A 19,877-nucleotide genomic window follows, 5' to 3' on the forward strand; every position below is an offset into this window, starting at 1 on the left:
CGCATCATCCCCAAGGCCGGGATCGGTCTTGGGAAGGGATCATGCGCCGGTTCAAAGTGTTGGAGCATCCTCCGTGCGCCCGAAAAGCGCGTGCCGCTCCAGCTGATCACCGTTGTTGAAAAGTGCCTCCCACCGGCATCAGCGCGGGGATGCTAACCCAGGGTCAACCATTTGTGCAACATCGATATAACAGCGCTGGCGGGCAAATTATCGGAATTGTCTGAATTTTGGATTTTCTGGTTTGGGCGCCGCCTTGCCGGAGGCCGCAACCCGAAGGTCGAGCCCGCACCGGGTCACTGCCGGCGCCGTGCGCCGGCCGAGTGATGCTCGCTGAGATGCGGACGCCAGCCGTGGACCCGGTCCCGCCCCGCGACCTTGGCGCCATAGAGAGCCTCGTCGGCACGCCTGAGCAGATCGGCGACCTCGATCGACGAGCTGCCCGGATCGAAGGTTCCCACCCCGATGCTGACGGTGACAATGCCCTTCTCGCTGCCGGCGTGCGCGAGCTTGATGTCGCGCACCCCGGTTCTGAGATTTTCGGCGATCACGAATGCGCCTCGCGCATCGGTTTCAGGCAGGATGAGGGCGAACTCTTCTCCCCCATAGCGGGCTGCCGCGTCGGCCGGCCGCCGGGCCGCGGCTTTGATGCAGCCGCTGACGGCGCGCAGGCATTCGTCTCCGGCGGGATGGCCGTAATGGTCGTTGAACCGCTTGAACCAGTCGACGTCGATGATAAGCAGACTGAGCGGTGTCGTGTTGCGCTTGCCGCGGGCAAATTCGCATGCCAGCGCTTCGTCGAAGGCCCTGCGCGTCAACAGCTCCGTCAGGCCGTCGCGGCTCGCCAGCAGGTGCAGCTTCTCGTTGGCCGCCAGCAACTCTGCCTCGACATGCTTGGCATCGGTAATGTCGGAATAGACGCTGAGGCTGCCGCCATCGCCGGTCGGCCTCGTCCTGACATCAAGCCAGCGCCCGTCGGCAAGCCAGACCTCCTGGCGGTTGCTGGAAAGCTTCCGCGACGCCACGATGGCGCCGATCCAGTCCTCGACCCCGTCTGGCGGCACAATCTGTTCGCCGCGCGCGGCCGAGACGCGCAGGATATCGCGATAGTCGGCGCCGGGTACCCGGATGTCGGCCGTCTGGGGAAACATGGCAATGTATTGGGCGTTGCTGAGCACCAGCTTGCCGTCCCGGTCGAACATCACGAGGCCGTCTGCCATGTGCGTCAGCGCGTCCGCCAGCCTGACCCGGCTTTCCGCCAGTTCGTCCTCCAACTGCCTGCGCGTGGTGATGTCGCGATTGTGCGTGATCAGCCCGACGATGGTTCCGGTCTGATCCCGAAGGGGTGCTTTCAATGTCGACAGCCAGCCGTTGGTCCCGTCTTCATGATGAAGGCGCTGTTCGATGGTGGATGGCACGCCGGCCGCGAGAATGGCGAGCTCGTCCTCGCGGAATTCTCGGGCCGTTTCCTGCGAGTAGAAATCGAAATCGGTCTTGCCGATCAGCGCCTTGGCATCCGTTGCGTGCATCAGTGCCGCGGTTGCCGGATTCGCGGCGATAAACCGGCCATCCAGATCCTTGACATTGAGGCAATCGGGCAGCGCCTCGACCACCGCCTTGTAGATGCGCCGCGATTGCAGCGCCTCTATGCGGCGACGTTCCTGGTAGAGCGCAAGTCCCGACAGCATGATCGAGACGAAGATCAGCAGCGGAGTTGGCAGCGCCAGTTGCGGCAGCACCGCCTGCATGACCTCCCGTGGCAAGGCGAGCAGGCCGAGCAGCGAGCCGGCGGCGGCCGTCCGCGGCCAGGATCAGGACGTCGACACGGCCAGGCGCGCGGCCTCTGAGCGCGAGATGGCCGGCAATACCGATCAAAGTCGCGATCGCGATCCCGATGGCGCCGGCGAACACGCCGATACCGCCTTCATGGAAGCGGAAAGCAACCGCAAGCAGCCCGGCGATGACGCAAGCGACTGGGCCGCCGAAGAAGCCTGCCAGTGCGATCATCGTGCCGCGCAGATCGACGAAGACGCCCGGCTGCAACTGCATCGGCGTCAGCATAAGGATGACGGCGCCCACGCCCATCAGCAGGCCGAAGGCCGTCGCTCTCGTCAACGCCGCCTTGCGGTCCAGCCACACATGGGTGTGGATCCAGACCGAGACGAACATCGCCACAACGGCGAGATTGGCCAACAATTCGGACCAGGGCGAACCCATGCTTTATGCGTCCATTGGTGCGTCGGCCATTCGCGACGCGGCCCTTTTGGATACGCCGCGCAAGAAAACAAAGCGTTACGGACCGGGTTCGGATTGTCGCGATATGCGAGCAAGGGTTGCATTGCCAAGGTGATAGCCTGTTTCACCCCACCGCTCGCCGGTGGAACTACTCGTCGATCGCCAGTGAGCTTGAAAGCGCCCGGTAGGCTTCGATCTGCTGTTGCAATATCGCAATCTTCTGTTCAGCCGTGGCGATGGCATCAGCGCCGGCCAGGAAGCGCCGAGGAAGCTCGGCCTCTTTGTCCAGCGCGATCAGTGCTTGTGCCAGCTTTGCCGGGTCGCCACCCTGTGTTCCGTTCGCACCGGTCCAGAAGGCCTCCTGCTGCGCACGACGCCGACTGTAATCCTCGACGGCGAGGTCGGCATATTGGGTCGATTCCTCGGTGAGAAGTTCTGTGCGGAAAAAGCCCGGATTGACGATCATGGTCTCGATACCGAACGGAGAGACCTCGATCTGCAGCGCTTCCATCCAGCCGTCGAGACCGAACTTGGACGCCGAATAGGCAGTGCAAAATTCGTACCCCACGAGGCCCGCGGTCGACGAGATTGAGATGACTTTGCCTGATCCCTGCTTGCGCATCACCGGCAGAAACGCTCGAGTGACATTCATGGGGCCGACAAGGCTCGTGGCCAGTTGCAGATCCATTTGCCGAGGCGACAGCTCTTCAAAAAAGCCGGCGTAGAAGCTGGCCGCGTTGTTGACCAGGACGTCGATGCGGCCAAAGCGCTCGATAGTGGCCTTTGCCGCCGTTTCGGCGTCGACGGCGCTCGTAACGTCCAGTTTGACGACTAGCAGCTTGTCGGATTGGCCGACAGCCCTGGCCACCTTGTCCGTATCGCGGCCAGTGGCGACGACTTGATGGCCAGCGGCCAGGGCAGCCCTGGCAATGTGCAGGCCCATGCCTCGCCCGGCACCCGTAATGACCCAAACCTTGTTCATATCTCAAAATCCCTTCGTTGCTCGGGCATAGGTAGCCCCTCCTAACAAACAGGATTAGCTGGTATTATCGGCATGGACTTAGAAATGGGATTGATAAATGCGCCGGGAGAACGTGAACGACCTTCTGGCCTTTATCGCGGTCGCCCGTGAGCGGAGCTTCACCAGGGCAGCCGCCAAGCTCGGCGTATCGCAATCGGCATTGAGCTATACAATCCGTACCCTGGAGGAGCGGCTTGGACTTCGGGTTCTGACCCGTACGACGCGGAGTGTCTCCTTGACGGAGGCCGGCGAGAGGCTTCTGCGCAGTATCGGACCAAGGTTCGATGAGATCGAACGCGAAATCTCGGCATTGGGAGAGATGCGCGACAAACCGGCCGGCACAGTCAGGATCAATTCCGTTGAGCACGCCGCTGAAACACTTCTCTGGCCGGCCGTGGCGCGGCTGCTGTCTCAATACCCGGAGGTGAACGTCGAGATCATTTCAGAATATGGCCTTACCGACATCGTGGCGGAGCGCTACGACGCCGGCGTGCGACTTGGCGAGCAGGTGGACAAGGACATGATCGCGATGCGCATCGGTCCTGATTTCCAACAGGCGGTGGTCGGGGCACCGGCTTACTTTGAAGGCCGGACGCTCCCGAGCACGCCGCAGGAACTCACAGAGCACCAATGCATCAACCTACGCCTGCCGACCCTTGGCGGCTTCTATATCTGGGAGTTTCGCAAAGACGGCCGCGAGCTGAAAGCCCGTGTCCAAGGTCGCGCCGTATTCAACTCCATAAGCCTGATGCGACAAGCAGCGCTGGATGGATTGGGACTTGCCTACCTGCCATTAAACGTGGTGGCGCCGTGTATCGCCAGCGGTCGGCTGCTGCGCGTACTGGACGACTGGTGCACGCCACGTCCGGGGTATCACCTCTACTATCCGAGCCGTCGCCAGCCTTCACCTGCCTTTGCCCTCGTTCTCGAGGCACTTCGCTACCATTCCCCGGCCCGATAGCTATTTTGAGCTGATGCATGTCCGGTTTTGGGAAAACGACACGCACAAACAAAGACCTGAACCTTCGAAGCCTGTGACCTGGAGGAACTGCATGAAGCCGCAAATCATCTGCCATATGCTCGCGTCACTTGATGGCAGCCTTCATCCGAGCCGCTTCACCACCAGTCCCGATGGCAGCCAGGCCGAGTGGTCAAGCCTCTATGAACAGATCCACGGGGATTTCGCGGGTGACGCCTGGATGGTTGGCCGTGTCACCATGGCCGAGATGAGCAAGGCCGGCGCCCACCCGCCGGCGCATGCCGGCAAGGTCGACCGGCCCTATCATTTCGCGCAAAGCCGTGCGGGCAGCTATGCCGTGGCGCTCGATGCCTCGGGCAAGGTGCACTTTTCGCGATCTGAAATAGGCGGCGATCATGTCGTGATGCTGCTTGGGCAAGACGTGACGGACAGCCATCTGGCCGAGCTCGCGTCTGACGGCGTGTCCTACATCGTCGCGGAAACGGCGGACATCGATCTCGCCCACATGCTCGAGGTTCTCGGGCGCGAACTGGGTATCCGCCGGCTGCTGCTCGAGGGCGGTGCCGGCATCAATGGCTCCTTTTTCGCGGCCGGCCTCGTCGATGAATTGAGCCTGCTCGTTGCACCCGCGATCGATGGGCGGGCAGCAAACCAGGGCTTTGTCGAGTTCGGCGAAAGCGGCTTGGCGGACAAGGTGCAGTTGTCTCTGAAGAGTTGCGAAGCCCTCGCGCACGGGCTTGTCCATTTGCGCTACACGGTCACCAGCCGTTGAGGGCAAGATTCATGGAAAATGGCCGGCAACCCGGCCATCTCGGATTGCCGGCCATGCCGTCCGCCTCGGCATCGATACTTCGGTGCATCAATCGGCGTAGCGCATGGCGCCAAGGTCGGCGATCAGCGTTGGGCCGACCGGATGCCAGCCGAGCTGTGCCTGGGTCAGCGCGCTGGAGGCCGGGAGATCCATGGGAGCGAACATCGCCATCCAGCCGAAATGCTCCGCCGCCTTTTCCGGCGGAATGGAAACGACAGGCACTTTCAGGCCCCGGCCGATCGCCTCGGCGATCTCGCGCACCTCGACCCCTTCTTCGCCGACCGCGTGATAGCGTTCGCCCGGCTCCTGCTTTTCCACCACGAGCCGGTAGAGGCGCGCCACGTCCAGCAGATGGCCTGCCGGAAAGCGATTGCGGCCCTCACCGACATAGGCCGAGACGCCTTTCTGACGCGCGATTTCGATGAGCGGCGAGACGAGGCCCTGCTTGACCGGGTTATGAACCTGCGGCAGCCGCACCACCGACACGTTCACGCCGGCCTCCAGCAGGGCATTGCCGGCCAGTTCGGACGCGATCCGCGGATTGGGATGGCTGGTGTTGAAAACGTCCTCGGTCGCGGGTTGGCCGTGTCCGGGGCTGCCCATGCCGGTCCCGGACGTGATCACCAGCGGCCGATCGGATCCGGCCAGCACCGAGCCCAGCGCGGCGATGACGCGCCTGTCCTTTTCGCAATTCTCGGCAAATCGCGAAAAATCGTGGTCGAACGCCGTGTGGATGACGCCGTCCGCCTTCGCCGCGCCGCTACGCAAGCTCTCGGGATCTTCGAGGGTTCCCCGATGGACCTCGGCGCCTGCCGCAGCCAGTGCCTCGGCCCCGGCGTCGGAGCGGGTCACGCCGACCACCTGATGGCCCGCTTTTACGAGTTCGGGAACGAGGGCCGAACCGATGAAGCCGGTCGCGCCGGTGAGAAAGATACGCATGGCAAAATCTCCTGCATGATTGCCAGCGCACTATCGGATGATCTATTATTCCATTAAAGTAGTGATCCTATCCTATTATAATGGCTAACAGGATGCCCATCAATTCCGCCAGTTCGCTCGGAGCGTTCCTGAAAGACCGGCGCACCCGGCTCGATCCGGCCTCTTTCGGGTTCTCGGGGCGCAGACGGACGCCTGGATTGCGCAGGGAAGAGGTTGCCCAGCGCGCCAATATAAGCCCGACCTGGTACACATGGCTGGAACAGGGTCGTGGCGGTGCTCCGTCGGCCGATGTCCTGAACCGGATCGCCAAGGGGCTGCTGCTGACCGAGCCGGAGCGCGAGCATTTTTTCATGCTCGGGCTGGGGCGCCCGCCCGAAGTCCGCTACAAAAGCGTCGAGGGCGTCAATCCACGGCTGCAGCGCCTGCTCGACACGCTCGATGCAAGCCCTGCCTTGATCAAGACGGCCACCTGGGACGTCGTTGCCTGGAACCGTGCCGCCGAAGTCGTGCTGACCGACTACAGCGCCCTGCCCGCAGGCCAGCGCAACATCCTGCGCTTCATTTTCCGCAGTCCCGCCCTCCGCGAAAAACAGCACGATTGGCAAGGCCTTGCCCGTTTCGTGGTGGGGGCGTTCCGGGCCGATGCGGCACGCGCCGGCGCGGTCTCCGAGGTCGGCGAACTCGTGGACGAACTTTGCAGCGTCAGTCCCGAGTTTGACGCCCTGTGGCGGGAAAACGACGTGCTTGGCCACGGTGACGGAACAAAGCGCCTGAAGCACCCTGAACTCGGTGATATCGAGCTGGAATACTCGGCGTTTGCGGTCGACGGCCGGCCGGATTTAAGCATGATCGTCTACAACCCGGTCGACAGCACGGTGGCGGACCGCATCCGCGCCCTGGCCCGCCGACCCAAGGACAAAAGCCGTTGAATGAGCACCCGCTGCGATGACCCTGCTGACATTTGTGGCGACAGCGACCGCTTTCCCGACGCAACGCGTGGATGGTGCCGTGGTTCTCGAACGGCAGCCCATGCAACAGTCCGCGTATCACGATCGCGCCGCCGACCCCGCTCCTGCAGGCTGACGGTCAGTTCCTCGTCGGACATCCATTGCGGAATCATTTTAGGCGTCGTCAGCACCTGCCAGACTTTTGCCGGCGCGGCAGCGATGACGACAGTCTTGGTGATCGGCGCGAGCGACGTATTCATGACGCCTCGCCCTGGCCAGCGGGCTCGGGCGTCAGCATCAGCCCGGTCTCCTCGGCTGCCTGCGCGGCATGCCGCCGAACGGTGGCGAGGTCGAGCGTGCTGTAGCTGGTCGCCACATAGGGCACGGTAAGCGCCGCGACCGCGTGGCCGAAGGGCCCGATGACCGGGAAGGCAAGATCGATGACGCCGGGCTGCAGCCCGTCTGCCACCTCCTCGTGGCCGGCGGCGCGGACGCGAGCAAGCGCGCGCTCTACATCGGTCTTTTCATCAATAATACCAGATGTTTGCAGCCATTGGCTGACTCTCTCCTGCGGCTGGAATGCCATCAGCGCACGCCCGGTGGCGGTGGCAAACAGCGGGAACTCGGCGCCGACGCGGACCCGGAAGCCGAACGCCGCCGGGCTTTCCACTTGCGCCAGGATCAGCACGCGGCCAGCATTGTGGACGCCGAGATTACAGGACTGCTGGATCGCCTCGGACAGCCGCCGCATCGACGGCAGCGCCGCCTGCACGAGGCCGCGCAGCGGCTCATGCCGGTGCGCCAGTTCGAACATGCGGGTCGACAGGAAATAGAGCCCAGCCGGGCGATCGCGGAAGATGTAGCCGCGCCGCTCCAGCGCCTGCAGCACGCGGTAGATCTGGTGGATCGAGCGGCCGACCGCCTCGGAAATCTGGCCCTGGTTAAGCCCATCCTTCTGCTCGGCCAGCAGCTCGATGATGTCGAACGCCTTTTCCAGGGCAGGGACCGAATAGTCCGGCGCTTCCGCGATCTTGCCAGCCATGCCCGAAAACCTTCCAGAACCAGAATCAGGAACTGCGGAAAAGTATAGTCAGCGCGCCGCACCCATCGTAGCCATCATCAGCCGGGCGATCCGCCGGTTGATGTCGTCGGGCACCGGCTGCGCGCCATCAGCCAGCCGGCTGCCAGGAAGCTTTGAGCCCTTGACCACCCGCTCCAGCGACAGCGCCTGCAGCATGAAGCCGATGTCCATGGATTCGATCGAATTGCCCTTCGGCTCGCTGCCGGCAAGGTTGAACATGCGACCGTCGGCGACCAGGATGACATGCCTGCCATTGGCAAGGTCGAGACGCTGCAAGGTGCCGTCCAGATCGGTGACGCCGGTCGTCATGGCGCTGAGACCCTCGGTGTCGATCTCCCAGGGGAAATGCCCGGAATTGGCCAGCACCGCGCCATCCTCCATGGCGGCGATCGCGCCGACCGGCAGCACGCCGGGGCGCCCAGTGGCGGTGATGAACACCTGCGCCCAGGGTGCCAGGTCGGCAAGCGGCGCCACCCGGTAGCCGTCGAGGGCGGCCTCCAGCGCCTTGATCTCGTCGACCTCGACGACCGCCACGCGGCCGCCCAGCGCGCGCAGATACTGCGCGATGCCGCGCCCGCACCAGCCATAGCCGATGACGCAGAAGCGCCGCCCGGGGATCATCAGATTGGTGATGCGCATGAAGCTTTCGACCACCGACTGGCCGACCGCATGCTTGTTCTCGCCGATCGCCTTCAGCGGGCTGTCATTGATGACGATCGATGGGAACGGCACTTTGCCGGCCAACTCGCCGCGCAGCCGGTCGCCGCCCGAGGTCGTCTCTTCGGTGCCGCCGAGAATGGACGCCGCCATGCCGCGTTCGACGATGCCGGCGGCAAGGTCGGCGCCGTTGTCGAGCAGCATGTCGGGCTTGGCGTCCAGCAGCCGCGCCAGATTGGCGTGATGGTCGGCCAGCGTGTCGGCGCGGCTGCCGAACACGCCAATGCCCTGACTTTGCAGGAAGGCGACGACATCGTCCTGCGTCGAGCCGTGATTGCCGGTGCCGACAATCTCGGCACCGCCTTCATGCAGCACTTCAAGGAGCACCGCCGTCTTCGGCTCGACATGCAGCGACATGCCGATGCGCCGGCCGGCAAAAGGCCTGCTGTCACGGAACTCCGCCCTCACCTTGGCCAGCATTGCCATGCGCGAGCGTATCCAGGCGACGCGGCCGCGGCCGCGTTCGACAAGATCGATGTTCGCCGCAGGAAAGGTCATGCGAAGCCTCCAATTTTGGCACAAACAAAAATAGTTTTTGTATATGACAAACCCGGTTGATGATCGTCAAGCTCCAACATGCACCCGGCCCCGCCCGAAACGGTCCGGGTTGACGCGGCGGGTGATCCCCTTTATAGAACCAATAAGTTCCAGAACTAAATGGTTCCACAATGGCAATTCAAATCTCCCTCGACGACACATTTGCCGCCCTTGCCGATCCAACGCGCCGGGCGATCCTGGCCCGGTTGCTCGACGGGGAAGCCTCGGTCGCCGAACTGGCGCAACCTTTCGCGCTCACCGTGCGGGCAATCTCCAAGCACGTCGGCGTGCTGGAGCAGGCGGGCCTGGTCACCCGCAGCCGGGCGGCGCAGAAGCATCTGAGCCGCATCGAGCTCAAGCCGCTGCGTGACATCGATCGCTGGCTCGACGGCTATCGCAAGCTTTGGGAGGACCGCTTCGACCGCATGGAGGACTTGCTGCGGCGCGACGCGGACAAACCGGAATGAGCGCGCCCATGGCTTCGGCGACTGACCGCAGCTTTGCCATCGAACGGATTTTCGACGCTCCGGTCGAGCGTGTCTTCCGGCTGTGGACCGATCCGGCACTGGTGGCGCAGTGGTGGGGTATCAGGGACTGCACCATTCCGCATTGCGTGCTTGATGTGCGCGTCGGCGGCCGCTGGCGCATCGACATGCGCACCTCGAGCGGCGCTCTCTACCGCAACCAGGGCAGCTATCTCGAAATCGTCGAGAACATCAGGTTGATTTATTCCGACGAGCCGGATCCCGAATTGCGCGAATGGGCGGGCAAGCCGCCGGGTCAAAGCCGCCATACCGTAACCTTCACGCCGGATGCGCAGCGAACCCACGTCCATTTCGAGGTGACGCTGGCCAGTGTCGCCGACCGCGAGCGCCTGCTGGCGCTCGGCATGCGCGGTGGCTGGACGCAAAGCTTCGACCGGCTGGAGCAAATGATAGGAGCGAACCATGCTGGCTGAAAACGCCGAGCCGACCACGCAAGCCGTCCTGTCGCGGGATGGAACGCCGATCGCCTGCGAACGCAGTGGCCGGGGCCATCCGCTCATCCTCGTCGACGGCGCGCTTTGCTCCCGCACCATGGGTCCGAGCCTTCAGCTCGCCAGGGCCCTGGAAGGCAACTTCACCGTGTTCCGCTACGACCGCCGCGGCCGTGGCGACAGCGGCGACACCGCGCCCTACGCGGTCGAACGCGAGGTCGACGACATCGAGGCCGTGCTTCAGGCGGCCGGCGGCGAGGCTTTCGTCTGGGGCATGTCGTCGGGCGCCATGCTGGCGCTGATGGCGGCAACCCGCCTGCCCGGCATCAGCAAGCTGGCGCTCTACGAGGCACCGCTCATCGTCGACGACAGTCGTGAGACCACGCAAGCCGACTGGGCAACGATCCGGGCCGCCATCGCCGAAGGCCGGCGTGGCGATGCCGTGACCGCCTTCCTCAGATCGGTCGGCATGCCCGGCCTGCTGATTGTCTTCATGTGGCTGACGCCGATCTGGCGCAAACTCAAGGCGGTGGCGCACACCCTGCCCTATGACGGCGCCATCGTCGCCGGCGATCAGCTCGGCGAGACGCTCGACCCTGCCCGCTGGGCCTCGGTGCACGTGACGACGCTGGTGACCGATGGCGGCAAGAGCCCGCCATGGATGCAGCATGGCAACAAGGCGCTGGCCGAGGCGCTGCCCAATGCCCGCTACCGGACGCTGGCAGGCCAGAACCACATGCTGAAACCCGCCGCGCACGCGCCCGTGCTGACGGCGTTCTTCAACGAGCGGGATTAAGCGCAGACGATAACCCACAGCATCCTAAAGGAAATCCGGCCATGCAGCTTCGCCATATCCTCATCAAGGTGGACGACCAGGACAAGGCGCTGGCCTTCTACACCTCGGTCATCGGCTTCGTGAAAAAGCATGATTACGACGGCGGCCGGGCCCGCTGGCTGACGGTCGCAGCATCAGGCGATGCCGACGAGACCGAACTAGTGCTCGAACCCAACCGTGATGCGCCGGCGCTTGCCGCGCAGAAGGCGCTCTACGACGCCCATTTCCCGGCGGCACTGATCACCACCTGCGACATTCACGCCGACTTCGACCGGCTCACCGGGCGCGGCGTGAAATTTCTCGGGCCTCCGCAGTCTATGGGCCCGGTGACCGCGACCTTCTTCGACGACAGCTGCGGCAACATCATCGTCATGGCTGAGGAGGCTGGCTGACCGCGCCACCATCCCACGGTTGCCGGCCCTCGCCGCATCCGGCTTGCGAAACCGTCGCCACCCGTGGCATCTGTCCGACACAACGGACCGATCCGCAGCAGCATGGCAGCACGCCCACCACCGCCCGCCGGAAAACCGCCGAGGCCGCCCGCCGGCAGCTCGCACACCGGCAAGCCGCTGGGCGTCAGCCTCAACCGGGCGCTGTCGAAGCTCGGCCTGTGCTCGCGCACGCAGGCCGAGGTGCTGATCGCGGAAGGCCGCGTGCGCGTCGGCGGCAAGGTGGTGCGCAATGCGGCCCTGCGCGTCGACCTCAACCGCGACCGCATCGTCGTCGACGACACGCCGGTGGTTGCCGAGCGCAAGGTTTATCTCATGCTCAACAAGCCGCGAGGACTGGTCACCACACGCGACGACCCGCAGCAGCGCGACACCGTCTATGCCTGCCTCGACGAGCTCGACCTGCCCTTCGTCTCGCCGGTCGGCCGGCTCGACAAGGCGAGCGAAGGCCTGCTCCTGATGACCAACGACACCCAGTTTGCCAACCGCCTTATGGACCCGGCATCGCACTTGCCCAAGACCTACCACGTGCAGATCGGCACGGTGCCCGACGAAGCGATGCTGGAGACATTGCGCGCCGGTGTGACCGTCGACGGCGAGACCCTGACCACCAATGCGATCGAGCTCCTGCGCAGCGGCGGCCGCACCGCCTGGCTGGAGATCGTGCTCGACGAGGGCCGCAACCGCCACATCCGCCGCCTGCTCGCAGCGCACGGCATCGAGGTGCTGCGCTTGATCCGCATCGCCATCGGCCGCCTGCAGCTGGGCGACCTCGCCAAGGGCACAGCGCGGCACCTGACACCGGAGGAGCTGGCGCTGCTGACGGGATGAGCAAGCGTCCCGCCCACCGGGCCGGCAGCGGCCTGGCCATTCATTGGGCACTCGCGGTCGGACAGACCGGGTAGAGCGGTCAATCAGGCCTTGTTGGTGATCCACATGGTTGGCGCGCCAACGACGCCGGCACCCGCCATCGCCTTTTTCAGCTCCGGATTTTTGATGAAGGCCTGCGCGTCGGCGACACTGGCGAAATCATGGGTCACGGTGACGTCGTTGGGATTGTCCGCCGCCTGGTAGACGCTCTCTGCCTTCACGCCGTTGGCCTTTTGAACCGGGCCGAACGCGTCATAGGCTTTGCGCCAAGCCTTGTAATCGGACACGGCATGTCTCACGAACAATTTCGTCATCATCCATTCCTCCCAGGCTGTTGTTGTTATTGCGCCCAAGCGATCGGTCATGGGCCGTCCATTTTATCGCTCCAATCATGTCTTTGGCAAACGTGCGAACGAACGAGAGCCGCCTTGCAGGCTGCCCGAGAAAGATTTTTACGCCCGCACCGATGATTTCCTCTCGCCTGCGCTGTCCTGATCCACAGGCGCTGGAATAGTCCAGCCGCCGGACAAGCGAGGTGATCCATGGGATCGTTACAAGGTCAGAATGTCGTCGTGGTCGGAGGCAGCCGGGGTGTCGGCCGCGCGATCGTCGAAACCGTGTTGAGCGAAGGAGCGACGGTGCTCGCCGTTGCCCGTGGTGCAGCCGATCTGAAACAGCTGTCCTGGGAGAAACCCAGGGTGAAGACATTTGCCGCCGACGCCACCAAGGAGACCGCGCCCGATGCGGTGTTCGCCGCACTTCAGCCGGACGTGCTGGTCATCTGCGCCGGCGCCCTCGCGCCGTCCGCGCCGGTGCAGGACCAAAGCTGGGAGGGCTTCTCCGCGAACTGGGACATGGACGTCAAGGCATCGTTCCTGTTTTGCAAGGCAGCACTCCGGGGCCGGCTGAAGCCGGGCAGCCGGGTGGTGCTGATCTCAAGCGGCGCCGCGCTCAGCGGCGGCCCGCCGAACTCGGGCGGCTATTCCGGCGCCAAGCGCATGCAGATGTTCCTCGCCGCCCATTGCCAGAAGGAAGCCGACCGGCTTGGCCTTGGCCTGCGCTTCATGGCACTGGTGCCGATGCGGATCATGACGGGCACCGGCGTCGGCCAGGGCGGCATCGACGGCATCTCGGCCTATCTCGGCATCAGCCCAGCGGATTTCCTCGCCAGCATGACCGATGTGCAGACGCCGGCCGATGTCGGACACGCCGTGGTCACACTCGCCGGCGGCAAGCTGCAAGGCGTCTCCTTCACGGTCAGCGGCAGCGGCCTTGCGGCGGCGGCATGAGGCGCGCAGGATACCAGCCGAAATCAGCACCACAGGCTCGATATGACAGACGCTCCTGGCCCGGTTGAGCCATTGGGCACGCAAGGCCAACCGATCCTCGATCGGCTGGCCTTCGAGCGCCTGACGATAGCCCACCGCCGCGCGCTCAAGCTGCACTGTTACCGGATGATGGGCTCGCTGCACGAGGCCGACGATCTCGTCCAGGACACGTTCCTGAGGGCCTGGCGCGGCAGGGCGCAATTCGACGGGCGCGGCTCGCTGCGCGGCTGGCTCTACAGTATCGCCACCAACAGCTGCCTCAACGCCATCAAGGCGCGGGCGACAGTGCATCGCATTCTCGAAGAGCCGGACCGGCCGCCGACCGAAGGGCGCGCGTCTGCCGGGCCAGCAGCCGAGCTCGCCTGGCTGGAGCCCTACCCGGACGCCGAACTGCCGGACCTCGTTGACGGCGAGCCCGGCCCGGAGGCCCGCTACGAGACAAGCGAGGCCGTGCAGCTCGCCTTCGTCGCCGCCATCCAGTCTTTGCCACCGAGGCAACGCGCCGCTTTGTTGCTGTGCGACGTGCTGGGCTGGTCAGCGCTCGAGACGGCGCAATTGCTGGGCGGCTCGACCGCTTCGATCAACAGCGCCCTGCAGCGCGCCCGCGCGACACTTGGCAAGCGCTATCCCAGGGGACGTCCGCTGCACCGCTCACAGCCCAGTGGCGAAGAAAGCCTGCTGCTCAAACGCTACATGCAGGCCTGGCAAGCCGCCAATCTCGACGGCTTCATCGAACTGCTGCGTGAAGATGCCACCTACCACATGCCGCCATGGCTGGACTGGTACCAGGGACGCCAGGCGATCCACGGTTTCTTCAGGACCGTCTGGGGCAATTTCGCCGGCTACCACGCGGTTGCGACAAGGGCCAACGGCCAGCCCGCGGTCGCAATCTACGCACGCCGCCATCAGGATTCCGAATGGCGACCCCAGTCTCTGCATGTCATCGAGCCGGCCGATGGCGGGATCGCGTCGCTGACGGTCTATGTCGGCCCGCTCGGGACCGACTTGTTCGGCGCCTTCGGCCTGCCGCCTGTCTGGCCGGCCTCCTGACAGGAAGCTGTCAGGAGGCCTGGTCTATAGGTCGCTCATGGGCCTAGCCGCGGCTCCGGCAATCGGGAAACAAGAAAATGAATTTCGTCTCTGTCCGCATCATCACGTCTGATGTTCAGCGCCTCGTGCGCTTCTACGGTGAGATCACCGGCATGCCGGTGACGATGTACACGGAAGACTTCGCCGAACTGGTGACGCCGGCCTGCACGCTGGCGATCGGCAGCACGCGCACCTTGCAGCTGTTCGGTGGCGACGTCGCCCGCCCCGCCGACAACCACACCGCCATCATCGAATTCCGCGTCGGCGACGTCGATGCGGAATTTGCCAGGCTGTCGGACACCCTCAAGGACGCAACCGTGCAGGAACCGACCACCATGCCCTGGGGCAACCGCTCACTGCTGTTTCGCGACCCCGACGGCAATCTGGTGAACTTCTTCACGCCCGTGACCGCCGAGGCAATCAAGAAATTCGACAAATAGCGCGCTGCCGACCCGCGACCCGGGCGCTCAGGCCCGGGGCGGATTGCAAGGACGGGAGTCAGTTCGAATTCTGGAGAGATCGACGGCTGCTCGTCCAATGGTCCTGGGCAGTCGCATCCGTCCATCTTGTGTCTGGCGCTAGCAGTGAAATCCAGGTCTCGGCAAGCTTGCCGCCCTCGATCCGGTAGCTTTGCATGCCTGCCCGGCTGCGCCGCTCTCCGGTCTCGGGATCGGGCCACACGAACGAAAAGCGAAACCACGCGCTATCATCCGTGAAGGCGTGATCGTAGACAACGACGCGTATGCCCGGCCGACCTGCGCGGACGGCAGCGAGTTCCGCCGCATAGTCCTCCCGCGTCACCGTGCGGTCGCCTTTTTCATCGTGCCTGATGTAGTGCGATCCGACGCAAGCCGGGATCAGGTCGTATTGGCCATCCACCCAAACCCGTTCCCACCTGTCGAACAGGTCGCGCACCAACTCCTTGGACATGGACAAATCTCCTTCTGACTCAGGCGTCGACCATACCACCGGGAGGCGCGGGATTTGTGTCAGGAGACTGAAGGACGCCGGAGCGGCCATTCCTACTTCTGGTTCCATTTGCGCACGACCGGCTCGCTCAAATCGTGCTCGTAGCCGAGCACGCTGATGCTCGCCGTATCCAGCACGAACAGCGCGCCGCCTTCCGGCGGCAGGCCGATCCAGCGCGCCGCCAGCACACGCAGGAAATGCGCGCTGGAAAACACCAGGATGCTGACATTGGCCTTGCGCAGCGCGGCGATGATCGTATCGGCCCGCGCGCCGACGTCGGCGGCCATCTCACCCTTCGGGCAGCCATCGCGAAACACATTCCAGCCCGGCCGCTCGGCCAGGATCTGTTTTGTCGTCAGCCCCTCATAGGCGCCGTAGTCCCACTCCTGCAGATCGTCCTTCTTGACGCTCTCGGCACCGAAGCCGGCGAGCACGCTGGTGTTGTAGGCGCGCTGCGACGGGCTCGACCAAACGGCCGAGAACGACAGGCCTTTCAGCCGCTCAGCCACGCCGCGCGCGGCCGCCTCGCCGGCCGGCGTCAGCGGCATGTCGGTGCGGCCGGTGTGCTGCCCTGAAAGGCTCCACGCCGTCTCACCATGCCGGACCAGATGGATTTGGGGAAACGTGCTGCTCATGCGGGCGCCCTTCGAAGTTGCCGGCACTGTAAAGGACGATGCGGGAAAGGGGAATCTGGGTGGAGCCGAAAGAGTATGCCAGGCGGCGTCCGCTCACTGGGCAATTGCTTCAGTTTGAATTGGTAACTCCGAGCGTTTGCGGGATCCACAATTGATCTCTTCAACACGCGATGGCACCTGGCCCTGATCCGCATCGAGCTGGCCCTGTGATGAGCCCGATGGCGCAACTATATCAAGGTCAGCCTCGACAAGGCTCCCGCCACCACAAGGGCGCATCGGCCCTGCACAACAGGTCAAGATCATCATGTACACACATTTGCTGATTGCCACGGACGGATCGGAACTGGCCGACAAGGGCGTTGCCCAAGGCCTGGCGCTGGCCAGCCGCCTCGGCGCCACGGTTACCTTCGTCAACGTCACCGAGCCATTCCCGTTGTTCGCCTGGGGCGGCGCCATGGCCGGCTATGCCGCGGGCGACGAATTGGCCGCCTATAAGGAAGAGGCGGGCCGATTTGCCAGGGAAGTGCTCGACAAATGCAAGGCGTCCGCCGATCTGGCCAACGTGCGCGCCAAGGTCGTGCATATCGAGGACAAGAAGCCCGCCGAGGCGATCCTGGAACTGTCGCAGGCGCAGGGCTGCGACCTGATCGTGATGGCCTCGCACGGGCGCCGGGGACTGGGCAGGCTGCTTTTGGGCAGCCAGACCGCCGAGGTGCTGTCCTTCACCGAGATTCCGGTTCTGGTGGTTCGCTAGGTCCTAGCCCTAAGAGACGGAAACCGGCATGCGTCGGCCATTCGTTAACCGCGCCCAGAGGAAAACTACGAATGGCGGATGACGGTAGCATCAGGATAATCCCCGGCAGAACGCCGCAATCCGCAGCCATGCTAGCAGACGTCAAACGAGCGATGGCGATCACCGCCAGTCTCAACCGTTTGACGTTCAGCGACGCGGATGAAATCCGCACCGTGTTCAGCGAACTCATCGGCAAGAAGGTTGACGACAGCTTTTTGCTGATCCCACCGTTCTACACGACCGGTGGGGCCGACATCTGTATCGGCCGCAATGTTTTCATAAATCAGAACTGCACTTTTTATGATCTTGGAGGGCTCGACATTGCCGACGATGTGATGATCGGGCCGAATGTGAGCCTCATCACGTCAGGCCATCCCGTCGAGCCGTCCCGGCGGCGCGCCTTCACAATTGCAAAGCCGATCGTCATTGAACGAAACGCCTGGATCGCAGCCGGCGCAACGGTCATCGGCGGCGTGACGGTCGGCGAAAACTCTGTTGTTGCGGCGGGTTCCGTAGTCAGCCGGAACGTTCCCCCGAACACGCTTGTCGGAGGAAACCCGGCGAGGGTCATTCGTTCCATTGCCGAGTGAGGGCAACCTCACCACAGCGCCTCCAGCGCAAGGTACCCCCCCAGCGCCAGCAGTCCGAAGAAGAACACCGTGCGGAAGGTCTCGACGCTCATCCGCTGGTGCAGCGCCTGACCGGCGAACATGCCGGCCAGCGCCGGCGCCAGTACCACGACCGACGCCGCCAGCTGCGCCGCTGGCGACGTGAAGGCGCCGGTCCTGAACAGCCCGATGGCAAGGGCCGCCGTCGAGACGGTGAAGGACAGGCCGAGCGCCTGGATCAGGTCCTCCTTCTCCAGCCGCAGCGATTGCAGATAGGGCACCGCCGGGATGACGAAGATGCCGGTGGCGCCGGTGACCAGCCCGGTCGCTACCCCGACCAGCGGCGACACCCACGCCTCGTGGCGCGCCGGTGTGGTGAAGCCGGCCTTGGCGAGGCCGACAAGGGCATAGAGCACCAGCGCCGCGCCCAGCCCCGCCGAGGCGAACGCCGTGTGCGTGCCGGTCAAAAGGCCGGCGCCGGCGATAGTGCCGGGCATCACGCCGGCCATCATCGTCGACAGCCGTTTGCACAAGTCGCCGAAGGACGGACCGGTCAGCAATTGCCAAAGGTTGGTGACCAGCGACGGGATCAGCAGCAAAGCGGCGGCTTGCGCCGGCGGCATCGTCACCGCCAGCAGCTCCATCGCCACGGTCGGCAGCCCCATGCCGACGACACCCTTGACCAGGCCGGCGGCAAGGAAGACCGCGCCGATCCAGGCGAGGACGCCGACGCTCAGCATGGTGGCCCCTTCAGAACAGCGACCGGGTCAGTCATGCAACAACATGTCGGTCGCGTCGGCGTCCGGGCTGGCGGCATCGGGAAAGGGTTTTGCCGGCACGGCATCGCGGCTGACGGGAGCGACCGTCGCCGTACAACCTCGCAAGCCGGATTCCGCCCGCACTGCCGCAAGGCAAGCCACTGCGATGGCCAGCACGATCGCCGTGCTTTCAAGAATGCCGGGCCGGCCTGACGCTCGTTCGCTCATCACACATCTCCAGCCGAAACTGTTTGACGAAGATGCCGGCCGGCCACAATGTGGAAGTTGCGATGTCAGCCTTCGGCCAGGACGAAGGCTGAAGCTGGGAGCCGCCCGGCCTTGCCTGGCTGCCGGACCGTTTGCAGGAGCAAAAAATGCGCTTCGATCTGGTCGATCTCCGACTGTTCCTGCTGGTGGCCGAGCGCGGCAGCATCACCCATGGCGCCGAACTCGCCGGGCTGGCTTTGGCCTCGGCCAGCGCCCGCATCAAGGGCATGGAGGAACGCCTCGGCGCGCCGCTGCTTGAGCGCCGCCGTCGTGGCGTGGTTCCGACTGCGGCTGGACAGGCGCTGCTCCACCATGCGCGCGCCGTGCAGAACCAGATCGAGGCGATGGCCGGTGACCTCGGCGCCTACGCCACCGGCCTGCGCGCGCGCGTCCGGCTGCAGGCCAACACCGCAGCCACCAGCGAGCTGCTGCCCGAAATCCTGCCGGCTTTCCTTGTCGCGCATCCCCAGATCGACATCGATCTCGACGAGCGCCCCAGCCACGTGATCGCCGAGGCGGTAGCGAGCGGTGCGGCCGATCTCGGCATCGCCGCGACCTGGGCCGGTCTTTCGCATCTCGAACAGAAACCGTTCTTCATCGATCGGCTGGTGGTGATCGCCGCGCGGAACTGGTCGGGCCTCGAAGGCCGTACAGTCAGCCTCGCGGGCGTTCTCGGGGAATCCTTTGTCGGTCTGAGCACCGGCCACGCGCTGCAGGAGCACATCACGCGGCAGGCCGCCCGCCTTGGCGGCCATCTGCATGTCCGCATCCGCGTGCCTGGCCTCGACAACGTCTGCCGGCTTGTCGCGCAAGGCGCGGGCATCGCCATCGTGCCGCAAAGTGCGGCGCGCCGGTCGGCACGCACGCTGCGCAGCCTGCGCCTGACCGACGACTGGGCAACGCGCCAGCTCAATCTGTGCGCCCGCCGCTTCGATGAGTTGACGCCGCAAGCGAAATTGCTGGCCGCCGCGCTGGTCTGAAGCCCCGCCGGCACCCACAACGGCGCGCCAAGCGGCGCCAACATATCCCACCAGCG

General features: G+C 64.6%; 24 protein-coding genes and 1 pseudogene. 14 read left to right on the top strand and 11 right to left on the bottom strand.

The window, feature by feature from the left end:
• Positions 1–293 precede the first annotated feature (293 nt).
• The 3 genes and pseudogenes from BPNPMPFG_RS10485 to BPNPMPFG_RS10495 form a co-directional block, all read right to left on the bottom strand.
• A complete protein-coding gene (locus BPNPMPFG_RS10485) occupies positions 294–1,745 on the bottom strand; it encodes a sensor domain-containing diguanylate cyclase (RefSeq protein ID WP_258595227.1) in 1,452 nt (483 codons plus the stop codon).
• 154 nt (positions 1,746–1,899) lie between these two features.
• Positions 1,900–2,214 (bottom strand): annotated as a pseudogene (locus BPNPMPFG_RS42875) (LytS/YhcK type 5TM receptor domain-containing protein); the annotation flags it as partial.
• Between the two features lie 166 nt (positions 2,215–2,380).
• A complete protein-coding gene (locus tag BPNPMPFG_RS10495; RefSeq protein ID WP_258595228.1) occupies positions 2,381–3,214 on the bottom strand; it encodes an SDR family oxidoreductase in 834 nt (277 codons plus the stop codon).
• 97 nt (positions 3,215–3,311) lie between these two features.
• Here BPNPMPFG_RS10495 and BPNPMPFG_RS10500 point away from each other — a divergent pair, with 97 nt between their 5' ends.
• Together BPNPMPFG_RS10500 and BPNPMPFG_RS10505 are read left to right on the top strand one after the other, a co-directional pair.
• Complete coding sequence (locus tag BPNPMPFG_RS10500) at positions 3,312–4,214, top strand: LysR family transcriptional regulator (protein WP_258595229.1); 903 nt, start codon at positions 3,312–3,314, stop codon at positions 4,212–4,214.
• A gap of 91 nt (positions 4,215–4,305) precedes the next feature.
• On the top strand, positions 4,306–5,004 hold the full coding sequence (locus tag BPNPMPFG_RS10505) for a RibD family protein (RefSeq protein WP_258595230.1): 699 nt from the start codon (positions 4,306–4,308) through the stop codon (positions 5,002–5,004).
• Positions 5,005–5,091: 87 nt separating this feature from the next.
• Here BPNPMPFG_RS10505 and BPNPMPFG_RS10510 read toward each other — a convergent pair whose 3' ends face one another.
• Complete coding sequence (locus tag BPNPMPFG_RS10510) at positions 5,092–5,982, bottom strand: SDR family oxidoreductase (RefSeq protein WP_258595231.1); 891 nt, start codon at positions 5,980–5,982, stop codon at positions 5,092–5,094.
• 92 nt (positions 5,983–6,074) lie between these two features.
• Here BPNPMPFG_RS10510 and BPNPMPFG_RS10515 point away from each other — a divergent pair, with 92 nt between their 5' ends.
• A complete protein-coding gene (locus BPNPMPFG_RS10515) occupies positions 6,075–6,911 on the top strand; it encodes a helix-turn-helix transcriptional regulator (protein ID WP_258595232.1) in 837 nt (278 codons plus the stop codon).
• Between the two features lie 274 nt (positions 6,912–7,185).
• Here the strand turns inward: BPNPMPFG_RS10515 and BPNPMPFG_RS10520 are convergent, their stop codons facing one another.
• Positions 7,186–7,971 carry an IclR family transcriptional regulator gene (locus BPNPMPFG_RS10520; RefSeq protein WP_258595234.1) on the bottom strand — a complete coding sequence of 262 codons (786 nt, stop codon included), beginning with the start codon at positions 7,969–7,971 and terminating at the stop codon, positions 7,186–7,188.
• Between the two features lie 48 nt (positions 7,972–8,019).
• A complete protein-coding gene (locus BPNPMPFG_RS10525) occupies positions 8,020–9,225 on the bottom strand; it encodes an adenosylhomocysteinase (RefSeq protein WP_258595235.1) in 1,206 nt (401 codons plus the stop codon).
• Between the two features lie 170 nt (positions 9,226–9,395).
• Between BPNPMPFG_RS10525 and BPNPMPFG_RS10530 the strand changes: the two genes are divergently transcribed.
• The 5 genes from BPNPMPFG_RS10530 (at position 9,396) to BPNPMPFG_RS10550 (ending at position 12,355) form a co-directional block, all read left to right on the top strand.
• On the top strand, positions 9,396–9,731 hold the full coding sequence (locus BPNPMPFG_RS10530; protein WP_258595237.1) for an ArsR/SmtB family transcription factor: 336 nt from the start codon (positions 9,396–9,398) through the stop codon (positions 9,729–9,731).
• A complete protein-coding gene (locus tag BPNPMPFG_RS10535) occupies positions 9,728–10,222 on the top strand; it encodes an SRPBCC family protein (RefSeq protein WP_258595239.1) in 495 nt (164 codons plus the stop codon). The genes BPNPMPFG_RS10530 and BPNPMPFG_RS10535 overlap by 4 nt, the downstream gene beginning before the upstream one ends.
• A complete protein-coding gene (locus BPNPMPFG_RS10540; protein ID WP_258595240.1) occupies positions 10,212–11,036 on the top strand; it encodes an alpha/beta fold hydrolase in 825 nt (274 codons plus the stop codon). The genes BPNPMPFG_RS10535 and BPNPMPFG_RS10540 overlap by 11 nt, the downstream gene beginning before the upstream one ends.
• A gap of 41 nt (positions 11,037–11,077) precedes the next feature.
• Positions 11,078–11,467: a VOC family protein gene (locus BPNPMPFG_RS10545; RefSeq protein WP_258595242.1), complete on the top strand. Its 390-nt coding sequence runs from the start codon at positions 11,078–11,080 to the stop codon at positions 11,465–11,467.
• A 102-nt stretch (positions 11,468–11,569) separates the two neighbouring features.
• The gene (locus BPNPMPFG_RS10550) at positions 11,570–12,355 is read left to right on the top strand and encodes a pseudouridine synthase (RefSeq protein ID WP_258595243.1); all 786 of its coding nucleotides are present in this window, start codon (positions 11,570–11,572) and stop codon (positions 12,353–12,355) included.
• A gap of 83 nt (positions 12,356–12,438) precedes the next feature.
• On the opposite strand, the gene BPNPMPFG_RS10555 is transcribed toward BPNPMPFG_RS10550, so the two are convergent.
• On the bottom strand, positions 12,439–12,708 hold the full coding sequence (locus BPNPMPFG_RS10555; protein WP_258596703.1) for a cyclase: 270 nt from the start codon (positions 12,706–12,708) through the stop codon (positions 12,439–12,441).
• 228 nt (positions 12,709–12,936) lie between these two features.
• Between BPNPMPFG_RS10555 and BPNPMPFG_RS10560 the strand changes: the two genes are divergently transcribed.
• From BPNPMPFG_RS10560 to BPNPMPFG_RS10570, 3 genes are all read left to right on the top strand, one after another.
• Positions 12,937–13,683, top strand: a complete 747-nt coding sequence (locus BPNPMPFG_RS10560) for an SDR family oxidoreductase (RefSeq protein ID WP_258595244.1) — start codon at positions 12,937–12,939, stop codon at positions 13,681–13,683.
• Between the two features lie 42 nt (positions 13,684–13,725).
• A complete protein-coding gene (locus BPNPMPFG_RS10565; protein ID WP_258595246.1) occupies positions 13,726–14,772 on the top strand; it encodes an RNA polymerase subunit sigma-70 in 1,047 nt (348 codons plus the stop codon).
• A 77-nt stretch (positions 14,773–14,849) separates the two neighbouring features.
• Positions 14,850–15,251 (top strand): VOC family protein, encoded by a 402-nt coding sequence (locus BPNPMPFG_RS10570; protein WP_258595247.1) that lies wholly within the window; start codon positions 14,850–14,852, stop codon positions 15,249–15,251.
• Positions 15,252–15,309: 58 nt separating this feature from the next.
• On the opposite strand, the gene BPNPMPFG_RS10575 is transcribed toward BPNPMPFG_RS10570, so the two are convergent.
• Positions 15,310–15,741 (bottom strand): nuclear transport factor 2 family protein, encoded by a 432-nt coding sequence (locus BPNPMPFG_RS10575; protein ID WP_258595249.1) that lies wholly within the window; start codon positions 15,739–15,741, stop codon positions 15,310–15,312.
• A gap of 92 nt (positions 15,742–15,833) precedes the next feature.
• Complete coding sequence (locus BPNPMPFG_RS10580; protein ID WP_258595251.1) at positions 15,834–16,415, bottom strand: histidine phosphatase family protein; 582 nt, start codon at positions 16,413–16,415, stop codon at positions 15,834–15,836.
• Between the two features lie 304 nt (positions 16,416–16,719).
• Here BPNPMPFG_RS10580 and BPNPMPFG_RS10585 point away from each other — a divergent pair, with 304 nt between their 5' ends.
• Positions 16,720–17,169 (top strand): universal stress protein, encoded by a 450-nt coding sequence (locus BPNPMPFG_RS10585; RefSeq protein ID WP_258595252.1) that lies wholly within the window; start codon positions 16,720–16,722, stop codon positions 17,167–17,169.
• A 71-nt stretch (positions 17,170–17,240) separates the two neighbouring features.
• On the top strand, positions 17,241–17,798 hold the full coding sequence (locus BPNPMPFG_RS10590) for a sugar O-acetyltransferase (RefSeq protein WP_258595253.1): 558 nt from the start codon (positions 17,241–17,243) through the stop codon (positions 17,796–17,798).
• Between the two features lie 8 nt (positions 17,799–17,806).
• Here BPNPMPFG_RS10590 and BPNPMPFG_RS10595 read toward each other — a convergent pair whose 3' ends face one another.
• Positions 17,807–18,556, bottom strand: coding sequence for a sulfite exporter TauE/SafE family protein (locus BPNPMPFG_RS10595; protein ID WP_258595255.1), 750 nt, complete (start codon positions 18,554–18,556; stop codon positions 17,807–17,809).
• Between the two features lie 27 nt (positions 18,557–18,583).
• Entirely contained in the window at positions 18,584–18,802 is a 219-nt protein-coding gene (locus BPNPMPFG_RS10600) for a hypothetical protein (RefSeq protein WP_258595256.1), read from the bottom strand.
• 146 nt (positions 18,803–18,948) lie between these two features.
• Between BPNPMPFG_RS10600 and BPNPMPFG_RS10605 the strand changes: the two genes are divergently transcribed.
• A complete protein-coding gene (locus BPNPMPFG_RS10605) occupies positions 18,949–19,821 on the top strand; it encodes a LysR substrate-binding domain-containing protein (protein WP_258595257.1) in 873 nt (290 codons plus the stop codon).
• Positions 19,822–19,877: the final 56 nt, after the last annotated feature.

Origin of the sequence: Mesorhizobium sp. AR07 (genome assembly GCF_024746815.1) — a bacterium.
GTDB lineage: Bacteria > Pseudomonadota > Alphaproteobacteria > Rhizobiales > Rhizobiaceae > Mesorhizobium.

Excerpts from the sequence above, each read along its gene's own strand:
- BPNPMPFG_RS10485 (WP_258595227.1), bottom strand. The coding sequence starts at position 1,745 with ATGCAGGCGGTGCTGCCGCAACTGGCGCTGCCAACTCCGCTGCTGATC.
- BPNPMPFG_RS10495 (WP_258595228.1), bottom strand. The coding sequence starts at position 3,214 with ATGAACAAGGTTTGGGTCATTACGGGTGCCGGGCGAGGCATGGGCCTG.
- BPNPMPFG_RS10500 (WP_258595229.1), top strand. The coding sequence starts at position 3,312 with ATGCGCCGGGAGAACGTGAACGACCTTCTGGCCTTTATCGCGGTCGCC.
- BPNPMPFG_RS10505 (WP_258595230.1), top strand. The coding sequence starts at position 4,306 with ATGAAGCCGCAAATCATCTGCCATATGCTCGCGTCACTTGATGGCAGC.
- BPNPMPFG_RS10510 (WP_258595231.1), bottom strand. The coding sequence starts at position 5,982 with ATGCGTATCTTTCTCACCGGCGCGACCGGCTTCATCGGTTCGGCCCTC.
- BPNPMPFG_RS10515 (WP_258595232.1), top strand. The coding sequence starts at position 6,075 with ATGCCCATCAATTCCGCCAGTTCGCTCGGAGCGTTCCTGAAAGACCGG.
- BPNPMPFG_RS10520 (WP_258595234.1), bottom strand. The coding sequence starts at position 7,971 with ATGGCTGGCAAGATCGCGGAAGCGCCGGACTATTCGGTCCCTGCCCTG.
- BPNPMPFG_RS10525 (WP_258595235.1), bottom strand. The coding sequence starts at position 9,225 with ATGACCTTTCCTGCGGCGAACATCGATCTTGTCGAACGCGGCCGCGGC.
- BPNPMPFG_RS10530 (WP_258595237.1), top strand. The coding sequence starts at position 9,396 with ATGGCAATTCAAATCTCCCTCGACGACACATTTGCCGCCCTTGCCGAT.
- BPNPMPFG_RS10535 (WP_258595239.1), top strand. The coding sequence starts at position 9,728 with ATGAGCGCGCCCATGGCTTCGGCGACTGACCGCAGCTTTGCCATCGAA.
- BPNPMPFG_RS10540 (WP_258595240.1), top strand. The coding sequence starts at position 10,212 with ATGCTGGCTGAAAACGCCGAGCCGACCACGCAAGCCGTCCTGTCGCGG.
- BPNPMPFG_RS10545 (WP_258595242.1), top strand. The coding sequence starts at position 11,078 with ATGCAGCTTCGCCATATCCTCATCAAGGTGGACGACCAGGACAAGGCG.
- BPNPMPFG_RS10550 (WP_258595243.1), top strand. The coding sequence starts at position 11,570 with ATGGCAGCACGCCCACCACCGCCCGCCGGAAAACCGCCGAGGCCGCCC.
- BPNPMPFG_RS10555 (WP_258596703.1), bottom strand. The coding sequence starts at position 12,708 with ATGACGAAATTGTTCGTGAGACATGCCGTGTCCGATTACAAGGCTTGG.
- BPNPMPFG_RS10560 (WP_258595244.1), top strand. The coding sequence starts at position 12,937 with ATGGGATCGTTACAAGGTCAGAATGTCGTCGTGGTCGGAGGCAGCCGG.
- BPNPMPFG_RS10565 (WP_258595246.1), top strand. The coding sequence starts at position 13,726 with ATGACAGACGCTCCTGGCCCGGTTGAGCCATTGGGCACGCAAGGCCAA.
- BPNPMPFG_RS10570 (WP_258595247.1), top strand. The coding sequence starts at position 14,850 with ATGAATTTCGTCTCTGTCCGCATCATCACGTCTGATGTTCAGCGCCTC.
- BPNPMPFG_RS10575 (WP_258595249.1), bottom strand. The coding sequence starts at position 15,741 with ATGTCCAAGGAGTTGGTGCGCGACCTGTTCGACAGGTGGGAACGGGTT.
- BPNPMPFG_RS10580 (WP_258595251.1), bottom strand. The coding sequence starts at position 16,415 with ATGAGCAGCACGTTTCCCCAAATCCATCTGGTCCGGCATGGTGAGACG.
- BPNPMPFG_RS10585 (WP_258595252.1), top strand. The coding sequence starts at position 16,720 with ATGTACACACATTTGCTGATTGCCACGGACGGATCGGAACTGGCCGAC.
- BPNPMPFG_RS10590 (WP_258595253.1), top strand. The coding sequence starts at position 17,241 with ATGGCGGATGACGGTAGCATCAGGATAATCCCCGGCAGAACGCCGCAA.
- BPNPMPFG_RS10595 (WP_258595255.1), bottom strand. The coding sequence starts at position 18,556 with ATGCTGAGCGTCGGCGTCCTCGCCTGGATCGGCGCGGTCTTCCTTGCC.
- BPNPMPFG_RS10600 (WP_258595256.1), bottom strand. The coding sequence starts at position 18,802 with ATGAGCGAACGAGCGTCAGGCCGGCCCGGCATTCTTGAAAGCACGGCG.
- BPNPMPFG_RS10605 (WP_258595257.1), top strand. The coding sequence starts at position 18,949 with ATGCGCTTCGATCTGGTCGATCTCCGACTGTTCCTGCTGGTGGCCGAG.